Raw genomic sequence first — 14,959 nt, forward strand, 5'->3', positions numbered from 1 at the left:
ACCCTACGGACGGCTCTGGCCGGCGTCGTTTGCCGCAATCGCGGCCACCACGCCGAGACTGAACCAGCCCTGCAGCATGGCGCCGATGTCCGGCGCCTCCTCACCGGCCGCGACGGCGGCCAGCGCGGCGTCGAGCGCCGCACCCAGGCTGGCGCCCGCCGCCAGCCGAACCAGGGCCGCGACTCCCGCTGCGCTTTCCTCCACCACCTCCACCCGCCAGCCGCGCCGCAGCACCAATACCGTGCAAGGCGCGTCGGCGTGCGCCGGCAATGGCGGACCGCCCGGCTGGTGCGCCTGCCAGAGCGCGGCGATGGCCCATTGGCTGCGCAGCAGGCTCACCGATGGATGCAGGGTGAAACGGGCGCCGTCCAGGGCCTGCGGCGACATCGCAGTCAGGGCGGCCAGGCCGAGCGGCGCCACGTCCGGCGCCAGATAGGCGCGGTGGACGGCCCACTCGAGCCGCGCCACGTCGGGCAGGTAGGGATAAGGCGCGGTCGGCGCGAATCCGGCAAGGAAGTCCGCGAAACGCGCGCCGAAGTTCGCCAGGTCCGGGGCTTGCGACGGCGCGGCCTTGCCGTAGGCACGCGCCAGGCCGGCGAAGAATTCCTCGCCCACCAGCTGGCGCAGGACCGGGTAGGCCTCGCCCAGGGCGCGCTCCCAGCCGGCGCTCAGGTTGCCGCGGTAGAGCGCCAGCCGCTCCACCCCGCCCTCGCTGAGGAAGGGCCGCAAGGCGGCTTCGTGGCTGCGGTCGAACAGCGCCGCCCCAAAGCGCTGCTGGAGCGTGGCGAGCGCCTCGCCCCTTGGTGCCGGCGGCGCCGGTGGCCGGATTACCGGGGCAAGGGCGGCCGGCTCGGGGTAGTCCTGGGCGATCGCATCGGCCCTGGCCGCCTCCGCCAGCAGGATGCCGATCGGCGGCAGCTCGGCATCCCATTCCACCAGGGTCGGCACCCGGCCGAAACGCGCCAGCGCGGCGCGGTACAGGTCCCAGACCGGTTCGGCCACGGCGGCGCCGTGGTGGTCGACCAGGGCCAGCGGCGTCTCCAGGTGGCCGGCCAGGTGGATTTCGCCGACGCTACCCACGGGGAGCGCGGCGATGGCGGCGCGCGCGTCTTCGCCGTGGTTGCGCTGGTTGACATACAGGTTGTTCACGTCGAGCAGGATGCCGCAGCCGGTGCGGCGCGCCAGTGCGGCCAGGAACTCGGCTTCGCTCATGGTGTCGGCGCGAAAGCGCACATAGGTCGAGACGTTCTCGACCAGCAGGCGGCGGCCCAGGCGTTCCTGCACCCGATCGACCCGCTGGCACAGCAGCGCCAGGGCGGCGCTATCGAGGGTCAATGGCAGCAGGTCGTTGAGCTGGCGGTCGGCCAGCGCACCCCAGCTCAGGTGTTCGGAGACGAGGAAGGGATCGACCGCCTCGACCAGCCCACGCAGGCGCTCCAGGTGGGCATCGGAAAATCCGCGCGCCGAGCCGAGCCCGAGCCCGACGCCGTGCAGGCTGACGGGATAGTCGCGCCGCAGCTCGCTCAGCACGTGCCAGTCCCAGCCAGCACGGGCAAGGTAGTTCTCGCTATGGACTTCGAGGAAGCCGACCGGCGGGCGCCTGTCGAGGAAGGCGCGGTAATGCGGCGTGCGCAGGCCCACGCCGGCCGCAGTGCCTCCGCCCGGGGCCGCAGCGGGGGCGGACATGATTACTTCTGGACGTCGGCCTTGGCCGGCTCGGTCTTGTCCTGCTTGGCCTTGCCGGCTTCGAGCGAGCCGCCGAGCTGCGTGCAGGTGCCCTTGGCGACGAACTTCCACTCGTTCGCGTCATTGTCGACCTTGGCGACACCGGCGCAGCCGTGGGTGGCGGTGCCGCAGTCGTTCTGGCCGGCCTTGGCGACGCCGTAGCAGGCTTCCTGGTCGGCCTTCGGCACGCCCATCTGGTCCTGGGCGGCGGCGTGGGCGCAGACGCCGGCAAGGGCGGCGGCGATCAGGGCGTGGCGGTTGGTCATGCGGTACTCCTGGATAGCGGGTAAAGAAGCAAGTTACGCCGTCGTATTGATCTTGTTCCCCAGATGCGGCGGCAGGTTCGCCGACTGCACCGCCGGCAGCGCTGCGAGCAGCTGGGTCGCGGTCGCTTCCTGGATCTGCTGGGCCTTCTTGAAGACGGCGAGGCTCACTTCCTGGCGCTGGCCGGTTTCGGCGATGCTGGTGGACAGCTTGGCGATGCTGGACACATCCATGTCATTCTCCCATTAAGGCGTATCCACCATTTACGGCAGCCCGTGGAAGAACTTTAGGCCTTCAGCGCATCCATTTCTGCAGCCAGGCCAGCACTCCATCCGGATCATTCAGGTCCAGCCAGGCCGGCCCACCCTCTCCGCCCGGCGGCGGCGCGTCCGAGGCCACGGCCAGGATGTCGGGATCCTCCGGATACAGGGCCGGCCGGCCCAGGCTCGGGCGGAACACTTCCAGCTTGGGCATGCGCTCCCACTTGTAGCCTTCCACCAGGGTCAGGTCGGCCGGCGCCAGCCGCGCCAGGTGTTCCGCCAGCGGCGGCTCGTCGGCCCCGCGCAGTTCGCGCAGGATGGCGACGCGGTAGGGAGACGCCAGCATCACCTCGGCCGCTCCCGCCATGCGCAGGCGCGCGCTGTCCTTGCGCGGCGGCTCCAGCTCGACGTCGTGGTGGCTGTGCTTGACCACGTTGACCCGCAGTCCCCGCCCCGCCAGGCGGCCGATCAGCGCCTCCAGCAGCGATGTCTTGCCGCTGCCGGACCAGCCGACCACGCCCAGCACCGGTCCCACGTCAATAGGCGACACGATAGCGGGAGCCCCGGTAATTCATGATCGCCGCCTTCGGCAGCAGGCGTTCCAGCACCAGTCCGGGCGCGACTTCCTCGCCCTCGCGGCGCAGCATCTTGTCGACCAGCAGCAGGCGCTCGGCCGGGTTCGGCGAGTAGATATAGCCGCCGAAGCTGACTTTCGGGATTTCGCGCTGCACCGATTCCGGCAGCGACTGCAGCGGGCCGATATGGTCCTCGGCGGAGGGTGCGGCCGGCGCGGCGGCCACCAGGACCGGGCGCGCCGGTTCCGGCAGGGCCTCGACCGGCTCGGCGCGCGGCGCCGGCTTCGGCGCGGGCGCCGGAGGCTTCGCAGACACCGGCGGCGCCTTCGGCTTGACGGGTGCTTCCGGCTTGGCCGGGGCCGCCGGCTCGGGCGCCGCCGGCAATGCGGCGACTACCGGCGCCGCAGGCACGGCAACGGGAGCGGCGACCGGCGCCGATACCGGAGCGCTCGCCACCTGCACCGCCGGCGCGGGCGCCGGCTGGCGCAGCAGGAACAGCGCGCCGAGCGCCACGACGAGGGCGCCGGCGGCGATGCCGATGATGACCGGCTTGCGGCTGCTGCGTGTGTCCGCGCTCGCGTAGCTGGGCGGCGGCGCGTGGATGGTCGGCGCGTTGCCGAGCTGGCGCTCCGCCTGTGCCTTCTTGAGGGCTTCGAGGATGTAGGACATGGCTTATTTTGCGGTCTTGGACGGCCTGCCTTGGGCCAGCAGGCGCGGCTCGGGCACGCCGGAGAGCTGGTTCAGGCGCATGTAGGTGCGCGGACCGGCCAGGCCGTCCGCCTTCAGGTGCTGCGCGGCCTGGAAATGCTGCAGCCGCTTGCGCATGCCGGCGTCCAGCACACTGCCCGGCTGCGGCGCCTGGGCCCCGTTCAACCCTGCCAGGCGCCCGGCCAGCCAGTCGACGTCCGGCCCGCGCGCGCCCTCGGCCAGTTCCTCGCGGAAGGCGCGCGGCATGCGCCAGAAGGTCGTGAACTCGCCGCCGAAGCGGGCCACGAAGGTGGCCAGGTCGATCTTCTCGCGGCGCGCGCCGGCGCTCAGGGTCACGCTGTTGCCGTCCAGCGCGGACAGCACGGCGTAGCCGGTGCGCGGGCCGTCATGCAGGGTGACGACGGCCGGGCGGTCGAGCATACGCAGTTCGTACAGGCCGCCGCGCCCCTGGTGGCAGCGCAGGTCGGCCTTGAGCGCCGCCTCGCAAGGCTTGTCGCCTGCCAGCGGCTGCCCCCACAGCGCCGCCAGCTCGCGCAGCGCATTGCTTTCATCTGCCTGCACCGGCGGCACGCTCGACGGCGCCACCGGCACCGCCTTGGCGGGCGCCGCGGCCTGCGCAGGCGGCGCGGACGCGGCCTTGCGCGCGGGCATGGCCTGCCAGGCCGCCGCACTGACGGCGGCCGCTGCCAGCACGCCGCCGGCAATCAAGGGCATGCGCAGGCGGCGCGCTGCGGCCGGCTCGCCGGCAAAGACCTCGGCAGCCGCTTTTTTCAGGATCTGGCGCGTCACCTGCGGACTGTTCTCGACGTAGGCGCCGAGCAGCGCGCGGTCGCACAGCAGGTTGATGCGGCGCGGCACCCCATGCGTCAGTGCGTGGATCTGGGGCGTGAGCGCGGGCGGGAACGGCGATCCGCCGGCGCCGGCCACCGCCAGCCGGTGCGCGACATAGGCGCCGGTTTCCGCCTCGGACAGCGGTCCCAGGTGGTAGCGCGCGATCACGCGCTGCGCCAGCTGCTCCAGCTCGGGACGGGCCAGCATGCTGCGCAGCTCGGGCTGGCCGATCAGGATGATCTGCAGCAGCTTGCGTTCGCTGGTCTCGAGGTTGGTCAGCAGGCGCAGCTGCTCCAGCACCTCGGCCGACAGGTTCTGGGCTTCGTCGATGACGAGCACATTGTTCAGCCCTTGGGCGTGGGATTCCAGCAGGTAGCGGTTGATCGCATCGACATAGCCTTTCAGTCCGATCGGCGTACCGGCCGGCGGCAGTTCGATGCGGAATTCGTCGCATACGCTCAGCAGCAATTCCTCGACGCTCAGGCGCGGATTGAAGATGTAGGCCAGCCGGCAGTTCTCGGGAATCTGCTCGATGAAGCAGCGGCACACCGTGGTCTTGCCGGCGCCGATCTCGCCGGTCAGCAGGACGAAGCCGCCGCCGCTGCCGATGCCATACAGCAGGTGCGCGAGCGCTTCGCGGTGGCGCTCGCTCATGAACAGGTAGCGCGGATCGGGGGCGATCGAGAACGGTGCGCCCTTCAGGTGGAAGTAGTGGTTATACATCGGCGATCATGCGGGTCCGGTTGGTGTCCTAGCGGACCGGCAGCGATTTGAACTTCTTGCAATATATCTTGCTTTTGTCATTCATGTAAGCGATCGTGCTGCCCGGGTTGGACACGCGCAAAGGATAGGGCGAGGCGTCGAGCGGCCGGTAGGCGATGCCGGCGCCGGCGCGGATCGCCCCTTCCAGCTCCTCCGGCGTGCTCTCGGTCAGGGCGGCGATGAAGACCAGGTCGCTGCTGTCGTCGCTGACCATGACTTCCTTGACCTCGGCGCCCCACAGCGTGGCCTCGACCCTGAACCAGTACGCCCCGCCCTCGCGCTTGTAGGCCGGGCCGAAGGACGTGCTCAGGTAGTCGTAGAAATAACGGTTGTCGAGGTGGCTGCGGCACAGCAGCGCATTGCCGACGACCTGGCTGAAGGTCGAGGGCATGGCCTGCGCGGCCACGGGTCCAGCCAAAAGCGCGCCCAGCAGCGCGGCAGCGAGTGCCGATGGGAAAAGTCGCACGGCCACTCAGAGCTTGGACAGCCAGGCGCGGTTGGCCGCGATCTGGGCCTTGACCGCAGCCGGCAACGCGTCATAGCAGCCGGGATGCTGCTTGAGGGCGTGCTCGCGCACTTCCTTCTGCATGCCGTTGACGAGGAACACATACACGGCGGCCCCTTCGGCGTTCTTGCGGGTGCCCATATAGCGAATCACGGGAGTTCTCCTTCCATGGCCTGCATTATGACACCGCAGGCCCCGGCCCGGCCACGCGGCAGGCACGACAGGCGTCAAGGTGCGCTCTTGCGCCCGCGCAGACAGCCACGCTGTTGCGGTCGAGCCACATCGGGACGCGCCCGCAACCCTATGGCGCTTTGACTGCGACCGGGCTGATCTTTCCGAGGATGTCCATCAGCCGGTCCACGTCCACCGGCTTGGTCAGGTGATGGTCGAAGCCGCTGCCGCGGGTCCGTTTCCGGTCCTCTTCCTGCCCCCAGCCGGTCAGCGCGACCAGCACCAGCCCGGCCAGTCCCGGCTCGGCGCGCAGGTGCCGCGCCACCTCGAAGCCGTCCATGCCCGGCATGCCCAGGTCGAGCAGGACCGCATGCGGCAGGAAGCGGCGCGCCCCCGCCAGCCCGGCCGGGCCATCGTTCGCGGTGTGCACCTCGGCGCCGGCCGACTGCAGCAGCAGGGCCAGCGACTCGGCGGCCGTCCTTGCGCACCATCTGCTTCATGTAGGGCGCGGTGCGTCCGCCCTCGCGCAGCTCGGCCAGCGCGCGCTGCGTCGCCTCGGCAAACTCCGGCGTGCCCAGCTCGGTCCAGGGGACCGTGCCGCGCAGCTCGTCGCGGCTGTAGCCGCTCATCCGTTCGAGCGCCTCGTTGCAGTCGATGATGCTGCCGTCGAGTGTGTAGAACGCCAGGCCTACCGCTTCGGTGTGTATGGCCGCGTCCAGGATCGCATGGCTTGCATGCAGCTCGCGCTCGGCTGCGGTGCGCCTTGCCGTCTCGCCGGCAAGGCGCAGGGCCGCCGCGGCGAAGCCGGACAGGCTGCGCAACAGGCGTGCATCCTCCAGGTCGAAACGGCGTTCCGGATCGGCCACCCAGAGCATGCCGGCCGGTCCGCCGTCGACGGCCCATGGCAGCAGCAGCATCTCGGCCGGCGCCGGTCCGGCCGTGCGCAGCGAAGGGAACAGGCGCGCCGGATCGCGCAGCAGCACCGGCTCGCTGCCCGCCGTGCGCCAGTCGACGCCGCCGTGGTGCTGGTCCGGGAGGCCGGTGCCGGCGGCGCCGCAGCGGCACAGCGCACGCAGCAGGTCTTCCACCCTGCCCGGCACCGCTTCCGGATGGCGCGCCAGTTCCTGCGCGAGCTCAGCCAGGGCCCGGTTCTCGGCGGCATGATCCGGCGCGCAGGCGGGCCGCGAGGCCAGCGCGTCGGGATCGGCCATTGCCTGCGCATGGGCGAGGTAACTCATCAGCTAACATCACTACGTGTCAAAAGCGGGACGGACAGGCTATGCCAAAATCCCGCCCCATGCCAACAGGGTTCCGCTCGGAATCCAGAGGCCACCATGCCGCTCATCCGCAGGAATTGCACTCTGTTCCCCGTTTTCGCAGCTTCGTCGTTTTGCCGGGGCAAGCCGGGACGCCTTGCCTTATCGTTCAGGCTCCCGAATGCCGCCACCGACGACAAGAACATGACCACCGTCCTCAAGCCCGCCCTCCTCGCCGCCGCTATCGCCGCCGGCTTCCTCGCCACCCAGGCCAGCCGGGCCGAAGCGCCGGCGGCGCCGGTGACGCTGCAGCGCACCGTGGCGCCCTTCAGCGCGATCGAACTCGCGGGACCCTACGAAGTCGTGGTGCGCGCCCAGGGCCGCCAGGCGCTCACGCTGTCGGGCGAGCCCAAGCAGCTCGAGGGGATCGAGACCTTCGTGCGTGGCGACACCCTGGTGGTGCGGCCGGTCGAGCGCAACGGTTTCCACTTCAGCTGGGGCAAGCGGCGCGCGCCGGTCGTCATCCACATCACGGCCAGCCAGCTCAAGAGCCTGGCGATGTCCGGCAGCGGCGACGTCGAGCTGGCCCAGCTGGCGGGCGAGCGCTTCAGCCTCAAGGTAGACGGCCCCGGCGACCTGCAGGCGGCGGGCGCGGTGCGCGAGCTGACGGTGCGCGCCAGCGGCAGCGGCGACCTCGACCTGCACCGGCTCAAGGCAGCCAACGTCGACCTCGACATGTCGGGGCCGGGCGACGTGCGCCTGTCCGGCGTCGACAACCTGCTGACGGCAAGCGTGAGCGGGTCCGGCGACCTGGAGGCGGACGAGCTGCGCCTGGCGCGCCTGGATGCGCGCATGCGCGGCCCGGGCGGCATGAAACTGTCGGGCAGCGCGCGCGAGCTGCGTGCGGAGGTCAGCGGCTCGGGCGACTTCGAGGCCTGCTCGCTGGCGACCGGCGCGGCCTCCACCGTCCAGCGCGGCCCGGGCAGCGCCTGCGTGGCCGGCGACATCCGCCGCTTCGACGCCGAAGTGAGCGGCTCGGGCGACCTGCGGGCCAGCGGCCTGCAGGCGGCCAGCGCGGTCATCCGCCTCGGCGGACCCGGCAGCGCCACGCTGAGCGGCAGCATCGGCGAACTCAGCGCCGAAGTGAGCGGCTCGGGCGACCTGGAAGCCGGCGAACTCGATGTGAAACGCGCGACCGTGAAGGCGCGCGGTCCCGGCGGCATCGAACTGGCCCGCGTGTCCGATACCCTGGACGCCGAGCTGCACGGTTCGGGCGGCCTGGACGCGAACCTGGACGGCAAGCGCCTGCTGCTGAAGATGACCGGCCCGGGCGCCGCCCACCTCAAGGGCAAGGTCGAGCTGGTCAAGGCCCGGCTCAGCGGTTCGGGCAGCCTCGACGGCCGCGAGCTAACTGCAGCGCGCGCCGACATCGCCGTCACCGGCCCTGCCCATGCGAGGGTGAACCTCACCGGCCAGGACGAGCGCCGCGCCGAACGCGGGAACGCGGGCCGCGGCCAGCTGCTGGTCGACCGCAGCGGCAGCCGCCGCGCCGAATAAACATTCCTTTTCGGCGCCCGCCGCCCTGGCGGCGCCAGCTCCTCTTCCGTCAAGCATACCAGCCGATTTCTCGCGCTCGACAATACCAGTTCCCGTACCAATAAAAATATTTTCAGAATCAATGACTTATGCAAATAACCTACGGTGATGGAGTCATATCTGCAGAGCAAATTTGCATACCAGTTAAATACCTGTTGACATCGCTGTAGCGCCTGCCTATAGTGCGCTGACTCTCCGGCAGAACCTTCCATACCATGATCGACTATCTCATCGGCGTCGACGGCGGCGGCACCGGCACCCGCGTGCGCCTGGCCCGTCGCACCAGCGCCGGCCTCACGGAAATCGCGCAGGCGACCGGCGGCCCCTCGGCCCTGTCGCGCGGCATCGACAATGCCTGGACCACCATCCAGGGCGTCGTCGCCCAGGCCTTCGCCGCCATCGACGTCCAGCACATCCCCATGCCCTCCTGCGCCATCGGCCTCGGCCTGGCCGGGGTGCACAACAAGGAATGGGCGGCCCAGTTCATCGCCGCCAATCCGGGCTACGCCCTGCTGGCCCTCGACACCGACGGCTTCACCACCCTGATGGGCGCCCACGGCGGCCGCCCCGGCGCGATCGTCGCGATCGGCACCGGCAGCGTCGGCGAAGCCATGCTGGCCGACGGCAGCAAGGTCGAAGTCGGCGGCTGGGGCTTCCCGGCCGGGGACGAGGCAAGCGGCGCCTGGATGGGCCTGCGCGCACTGAACCACATCGAACAGGTGCTCGACGGCCGCGTCGAAGGCCGCGCCTTTGCGCGCGAGCTCATCGATTTCTGCGGCGGTTCGCGCGACGCGGTGCAGGTCTGGCTCGGTCGCGCCAACCAGACCGCCTATGCCGGCCTGGCGCGCTTCGTGGTCGCGCACGGCGAGAGCGATCCGGTGGCGTGCGCCATCCTGGAACACGCGGGCCGCGAAGTCGCCAGCATCGCCGATGCGCTCGACCGTTCGCACACCCTGCCGCTGGCCCTGTGCGGCGGCCTGGGCGAAGCCCTGCGCCCCTGGCTGCCGCCTGATACCCTGGCGCGCTGCGTGCCGGCGCAAGGCGACTCGGCCGCCGGCGCTCTGCGCATGATCGAACGCCACCTGGAACAACAAGGAGCAGCACAATGAGAGGCAACATCCTCACACCGAGCGGCTGGATCCACGGCGAACTGCGCCACGGCGTCCGCATCGACACCATCGACGGCCATGAAGTCGACCCGTCCGCGAACGGCGACGACTACATCCTCCCCGGCTTCATCGACGTGCACGTGCACGGCGGCGCCGGCCGCGACATGATGGAAGGCGGCGACGCCCCGCACCTGATCGCCGCCCTGCATGCGAAGCACGGCACCACCGCCCTGCTGGCCACCACCATGACCGCGCCGGTCGAGGACATCGACCGCGCCTTGAGCGCCATCGGCGCCGCGTGCAAGTCGCGCGGCAAGGGCGAGGCGCGCATCCTCGGCGTGCACCTGGAAGGTCCCTACATCAACTCCGGCAAGCTGGGCGCCCAGCCGCCGTATGCGCGCGAAGCCACCCTCGATGAAGTAATGCGCTTCCACGCCATGGCCCCGATGCGCCTGATCACGGTAGCGCCCGAGATCGACGGCCACATGGAACTGGTGCGCGCGATCGCCGATGCCGGCATCCGGGTCCAGGTCGGCCACACCAGCGGTTCGTATGAAGTGGGCGTGCAGGCCCTCGAGCACGGCGCGGCCGGCTTCACCCACCTGTTCAACGCCATGCCCGGCCTGCACCACCGCGATCCCGGCATGGTCGGCGCCGCGCTGGCGCACGCCGAATACGCCGAGATCATCCCCGACCTGCTGCACGTGCACCCGGGCGCGATCAAGACCGCGCTGCGCTGCATCCCCAAGCTGTTCTGCGTGACGGATTCGACCGCCGCCGCCGGCATGCCGGACGGCGAATACATGCTGGGCCGCCAGGTGGTCCACAAGTGCATGGGCGGCGTGCGCCTGCTTGATGGCACCCTGGCCGGCAGCACGCTCACCATGGACCAGGCGCTACGCAACCTGGTGAGCATCGGCCTGCCGCTCGCCGAAGCCAGCCGCCGCGTCTCGACCAACGCCGCCGACTACCTCGGCGAAACCCAGCGCGGCCGCCTGGCGCCGGGTTGCCATGCCGACTTCGTGGTGCTCGACCGCGACCTCAACATCAAAGCCGTTTATATCGAAGGAGAAGCCCAGTGACCGTCCCAGTTCCCACCTCGCTGATGTACCAGGAAGCCTTGTCCGCAGGGGACTGCGTGGCCCGGCAGCTGGCGCAGGACGCCGACCGCTATGCCGAGCTGGGCCGCGCGCTGCGCTCGACCAACTTTCACAGCGCGGTGACGGTGGCACGCGGCAGCTCCGACCACGCCTCGAACTACCTGGCCTACCTGATCATGGCGCGCATGGGCCGCCTGGTGACCTCGCTGCCGATGTCCCTGATCACGCTCTACAAATCGCCCCTGGTGACGCGCGACACCCTGGCGGTGTCGATCTCGCAGTCGGGCCAGAGCCCGGACGTGGTCGAGCCCATCCAGTACTTCCGCGACGGCGGCGCCACCACCGTGGCGCTGGTCAACGACGCGGACTCCCCGCTGGCCAGGGCCGCCGAATGGACCATGCCCCTGCACGCCGGCAAGGAACAGAGCGTGGCCGCCACCAAGAGCTTCATCGCCAGCATGGTGGCCGGCGCGCGCCTGGTGGCCGAATGGCAGAACGACCCGGAACTGAAGGACGGCATCGCCGCCCTGCCCGACGCCCTGCGGCTTGCGTCCCAGGCCGACTGGTCGGCGGCAATCGAGGTGCTGGCCCCGGCCCGCAACATCATGGTGGTTGGCCGCGGCATCAGCTTCCCGGTGGCGCTGGAATCGAGCCTGAAATTCAAGGAAACCTCGGCGCTGCAGGCCGAAGCCTTCAGCGGCGCCGAGATCAAGCACGGCCCGATGGCGCTGATCGAGGAAGGCTACCCGCTCCTGATCTTCGCCACCCGCGGCCCGACCCAGGCCGGCCTGGTGGCCCTGGCCGAGGAGATGCGCGGCCGCGGTGCGCGCGTGCTGCTCGCCGCCCCCGAGGATGTCGCCAGCCGCGACCTGCTGCTGCCGACCGCCGCCACGCCCGACCTCGACCCGATCGCGGCGATCCAGGCCTTCTACATGATGGCGGCCCGCCTGTCGGAAGCGCGTGGGCTCGATCCGGACAAGCCGCGCCACCTGAGCAAGGTCACCAAGACGAACTGAGCGACATCCCATGAACGACTACCTCGACCTCGCCGGCCAGCTGATCATGGTGCGGCTGTTCGGCACCGAACTCGATGCCGACACCGACGCCTTCCTGCGCCAGTACAAGGTGCGCGGCGCCTGCCTGTTCCGCCAGAACATGGTGGATGCGTCGCAACTGACGCGCTTCACCGGCGCCTTGCGCGACGCCATGGGCCCGGAAGCCTTGATCGCCCTCGACCAGGAAGGCGGCGCCGTGGTGCGCTCGACCTGGGTACCGGCGCCGCCGAGCGCGATGGCGCTGGGCGCGGCGAACGACCCGCAGCTGGCGCGCGAGGTCGGCGCCGCGGTGGCGCGCGCGGTGCGCGCACTCGGCTTCAACTGGAACTTCGCGCCGGTGCTGGACCTGAACAACAACCCGCACAACCCGGTGATCGCCGAGCGCTCCTTCGGCGCCGATCCCGACACCGCGACCCGCATCGCGATGGCCTGGATGGAAGGCAGCGAAAGCGAAGGCGTGGCCTGCTGCGTCAAGCACTTCCCCGGCCACGGCGACACCCACGTCGACTCGCACCGCGACCTGCCGACGGTCGACAAGCCGCTGGCCGAACTGGAGCGCTTCGAGTTCGCGCCCTTCCGCATCGCCGCGCGCGGTGCAAATGCGGCCTCGGCCGTGATGACCGCCCACATCGTCTACCCGGCGCTCGATCCGCACAACCCGGCCACGATGTCGCGCCCCATCCTCACCGGCATCCTGCGCGAGCGCTTCGGCTTCGATGGCGTGATCATCACCGATGGCATGGACATGCACGCGATCGCGCACCGCTACGGGGCCGGCGAAGCCGCCGTGAACGCGCTGGTGGCCGGCGCCGACATGGTGATGGCGATCGGCTCGCGCGAGTCGCAGGTGGAAACCGTGCATGCGATCGCGGAAGCGATCCGCAGCGGCGTGCTGCCGCTGGCGGACGTCGAAGCACGCCTGGCGCGCCTGTCGAAGCTGGCCGCTGCGCATCCGGCCGGCCCGGTGAATTACATGACCGACATGGATGACCGCGGCCTGATGGCGCGCGCCTGGCGCGCCGGCTTGACGACCCTCGGCCAGCCCCGGCGTCCGGAACGCGGCGCCAGGGTGCGCCTGGTGGCGCGCGCCGACGTGGTCAGCGACGGCGTCTCGGAATCGGGCGTGCCGGCCGCCGCCATCGCCGCCGCGCTCGGCCGCCTGTACGAGGTCGATCTGGTCACCTTTCTTGACGCCGAATCCTTCGACTGGAGCGCCCTGCCGCAGGACAGCCGCTTCACGATCCTGGCCTCGACCTCGCGCCGCCGCTACGGCCCGCATGCGCGCGCCACCTGGCTGCCCGACCTGCACGTGGCGCTGTGGAACCCCTACCAGGCGCTCGACTTCGCCGCCCCGGCCCTGATGACCTATGGCTTCGCGGCGCCCGCCGTGGATGCCGTCGTCGCCTGGCTGGCCGGCGAGATCGAGGCGCCGGGCCGCTGTCCGGTACCGGGATTCGACGGCGCGCCCATCGCCATGTAGGGCGGCAATTGCCCAAATGAATGAGGTAACGTGATGTAACGACGCCCCCATGCTCGCGCACGCTAGGGCACAATTGCCGGGCCTGAAAAAGGCAGTTTTATGGGACAATGCACATTTTGCCGGGATAGCATTCTCGCTATATTGCCGAGTATGCATGTCTCACCATTATCGACTTGATTGAAGGATTATTCATGGCCCAATTCCGTCTTGCCCGCCTCTGCCTGATGCTCGCCGCGATCGGCGTCTCCGCCCCGGCACTGGTATCCAGCGCCTACGCGCAGGAGAAGAGCGACGCGCCGGCTGCCGCCGCGCAGGCTGCGGCCAAGGACACCGTCCGTCCCGAAATGTTCAAGTTGCTCGACCCCGCCGGCATCAAGCCGCTGATCGACGCCAAGAACTATGGCGAAGTGAAGAACCGCATCGCCCAGGCGGAAGCCATGCCGAACCGTACCCCGTACGAAGACTACGTCATCAACCGCATGAAGCTGTCCCTGGCCCTGGGTTCGGAAGACAACGCTAGCGCAATGCCGGTGATGGAAGCGATCCTGGCATCCGGCCGCCTGACCCCGGCCGAATCCCTGACCTACTACCAGGCACTGGGCGACGCCAACTTCAACACCAAGAACTACGCCAAGGCGATCGAGTGGTACAACCGCTACACCAAGGAAGGCGGCGACCCGGCCAAGGTGCAGCGCGCGCTGACGCTGGCCCAGGTCAACAGCGGCAACTTCGGCGGCGCCAAGGGCACCCTGATGGCCAACATCGAGGCAGCCAAGAAGGCGGGCCAGAAGCCGGCCGAGAACGACCTGCGCCTGCTGGGCCAGGAAGCCAACAAGGCCAAGGACACCGAAGCCTACATGTTCGCCCTCGAGAACCTGGTCCAGTACTATCCGACCGACGACTTCTGGGTCGACCTGCTGAACCGCGGCGTGGCGCGCAAGGCCGGCTTCGACGAAGCCACCTATGGCCCTGCCATGCTGCGCCTGGAAATGGCTGCCGTGAAGCAGATGCCGCCGGAGCACTACATGTACCTGGCTGAAGTCGCCCTGCGCGACGGCTTCCCGGCCGAAGCCAAGAGCGTGCTGGATGCGGGCTTTGCCGCCGGCGTGCTGGGCAAGGGCAGCGATGCCAAGAACCAGACCGCCATGCGCACCAAGGCGACCAAGCAGGCTGCCGACGACGCCAAGACCATCGCCGCTGGTGAAGCGAGCGCGGCCAAGGCCAAGACCGGCGCCGGCCTCGTCAACCTGGGCTGGGCCTACGCCACGATGGACCAGGCCGACAAGGGTATCGGCTTCATCCAGCAGGGTATCGCCAAGGGTGGCCTGAAGTCCCCGGACGAAGCCAAGTTGCGCCTGGGCATGGCACAGGTCCGCGCCGGCAAGAAGGCCGAAGCGATCCAGACCTTCCAGGGCATCACCGGCAAGGGCGGCGCCGCCGACCTGGCCAAGTACTGGGTGCTCCTGCTGCAACAGCAGGCTTGAAGCGCGAGCGAGCGCTCGACCTGAGAAACCGGGCTCTGCCCGGTTTTTTTTCGTCCCTGCTTTGTCCGGGATTTCTCC

At 69.9% G+C, this 14,959-nt stretch carries 14 protein-coding genes and 2 pseudogenes; 6 read left to right on the forward strand and 10 right to left on the reverse strand.

Annotation, left to right across the window (positions count from 1 at the left end; translation table 11 throughout):
• Positions 1–3: 3 nt before the first annotated feature.
• The 10 genes and pseudogenes from ACK6C6_RS16300 to ACK6C6_RS16345 all read right to left on the reverse strand — a co-directional run.
• A complete protein-coding gene (locus tag ACK6C6_RS16300) occupies positions 4–1,686 on the reverse strand; it encodes a DUF692 family multinuclear iron-containing protein (protein WP_409268185.1) in 1,683 nt (560 codons plus the stop codon).
• Between the two features lie 2 nt (positions 1,687–1,688).
• A complete protein-coding gene (locus tag ACK6C6_RS16305) occupies positions 1,689–1,991 on the reverse strand; it encodes a DUF2282 domain-containing protein (protein ID WP_209588164.1) in 303 nt (100 codons plus the stop codon).
• 33 nt (positions 1,992–2,024) lie between these two features.
• Entirely contained in the window at positions 2,025–2,222 is a 198-nt protein-coding gene (locus ACK6C6_RS16310) for a YjfB family protein (RefSeq protein WP_027864857.1), read from the reverse strand.
• A gap of 61 nt (positions 2,223–2,283) precedes the next feature.
• Complete coding sequence (mobB, locus tag ACK6C6_RS16315; protein WP_409268187.1) at positions 2,284–2,799, reverse strand: molybdopterin-guanine dinucleotide biosynthesis protein B; 516 nt, start codon at positions 2,797–2,799, stop codon at positions 2,284–2,286.
• Entirely contained in the window at positions 2,786–3,493 is a 708-nt protein-coding gene (locus tag ACK6C6_RS16320; protein WP_409268189.1) for a general secretion pathway protein GspB, read from the reverse strand. Before ACK6C6_RS16320 ends, mobB begins: the two co-directional genes overlap by 14 nt.
• A 3-nt stretch (positions 3,494–3,496) precedes the next feature.
• Positions 3,497–5,086 carry an AAA family ATPase gene (locus ACK6C6_RS16325; protein ID WP_409268191.1) on the reverse strand — a complete coding sequence of 530 codons (1,590 nt, stop codon included), beginning with the start codon at positions 5,084–5,086 and terminating at the stop codon, positions 3,497–3,499.
• 28 nt (positions 5,087–5,114) lie between these two features.
• Positions 5,115–5,591, reverse strand: coding sequence for a hypothetical protein (locus tag ACK6C6_RS16330; protein WP_409268193.1), 477 nt, complete (start codon positions 5,589–5,591; stop codon positions 5,115–5,117).
• 6 nt (positions 5,592–5,597) lie between these two features.
• Positions 5,598–5,783: a hypothetical protein gene (locus tag ACK6C6_RS16335; protein ID WP_027864862.1), complete on the reverse strand. Its 186-nt coding sequence runs from the start codon at positions 5,781–5,783 to the stop codon at positions 5,598–5,600.
• 148 nt (positions 5,784–5,931) lie between these two features.
• Positions 5,932–6,267: pseudogene (locus ACK6C6_RS16340) on the reverse strand (response regulator); the annotation flags it as partial.
• 7 nt (positions 6,268–6,274) lie between these two features.
• Positions 6,275–7,039: pseudogene (locus ACK6C6_RS16345) on the reverse strand (PAS domain S-box protein); the annotation flags it as partial.
• A 222-nt stretch (positions 7,040–7,261) separates the two neighbouring features.
• Between ACK6C6_RS16345 and ACK6C6_RS16350 the strand changes: the two are divergent.
• The 6 genes from ACK6C6_RS16350 (at position 7,262) to ACK6C6_RS16375 (ending at position 14,881) form a co-directional block, all read left to right on the forward strand.
• Positions 7,262–8,614: a GIN domain-containing protein gene (locus ACK6C6_RS16350; RefSeq protein WP_409268195.1), complete on the forward strand. Its 1,353-nt coding sequence runs from the start codon at positions 7,262–7,264 to the stop codon at positions 8,612–8,614.
• A 254-nt stretch (positions 8,615–8,868) separates the two neighbouring features.
• Entirely contained in the window at positions 8,869–9,762 is an 894-nt protein-coding gene (locus ACK6C6_RS16355) for a BadF/BadG/BcrA/BcrD ATPase family protein (RefSeq protein WP_409268196.1), read from the forward strand.
• Positions 9,759–10,844 (forward strand): N-acetylglucosamine-6-phosphate deacetylase, encoded by a 1,086-nt coding sequence (gene nagA, locus ACK6C6_RS16360; protein ID WP_409268198.1) that lies wholly within the window; start codon positions 9,759–9,761, stop codon positions 10,842–10,844. The genes ACK6C6_RS16355 and nagA overlap by 4 nt, the downstream gene beginning before the upstream one ends.
• A gap of 23 nt (positions 10,845–10,867) precedes the next feature.
• A complete protein-coding gene (locus ACK6C6_RS16365; protein ID WP_209588310.1) occupies positions 10,868–11,878 on the forward strand; it encodes an SIS domain-containing protein in 1,011 nt (336 codons plus the stop codon).
• A 10-nt stretch (positions 11,879–11,888) separates the two neighbouring features.
• Positions 11,889–13,397: a beta-N-acetylhexosaminidase gene (gene nagZ, locus ACK6C6_RS16370; protein WP_409268200.1), complete on the forward strand. Its 1,509-nt coding sequence runs from the start codon at positions 11,889–11,891 to the stop codon at positions 13,395–13,397.
• 191 nt (positions 13,398–13,588) lie between these two features.
• A complete protein-coding gene (locus ACK6C6_RS16375; protein ID WP_409268202.1) occupies positions 13,589–14,881 on the forward strand; it encodes a tetratricopeptide repeat protein in 1,293 nt (430 codons plus the stop codon).
• The last annotated feature ends 78 nt before the right edge of the window (positions 14,882–14,959 follow it).

It is taken from the genome of Massilia sp. BHUDP2, assembly GCF_046236355.1.
In the GTDB taxonomy this organism is placed as follows: Bacteria; Pseudomonadota; Gammaproteobacteria; order Burkholderiales; family Burkholderiaceae_D; genus Telluria; species Telluria varians.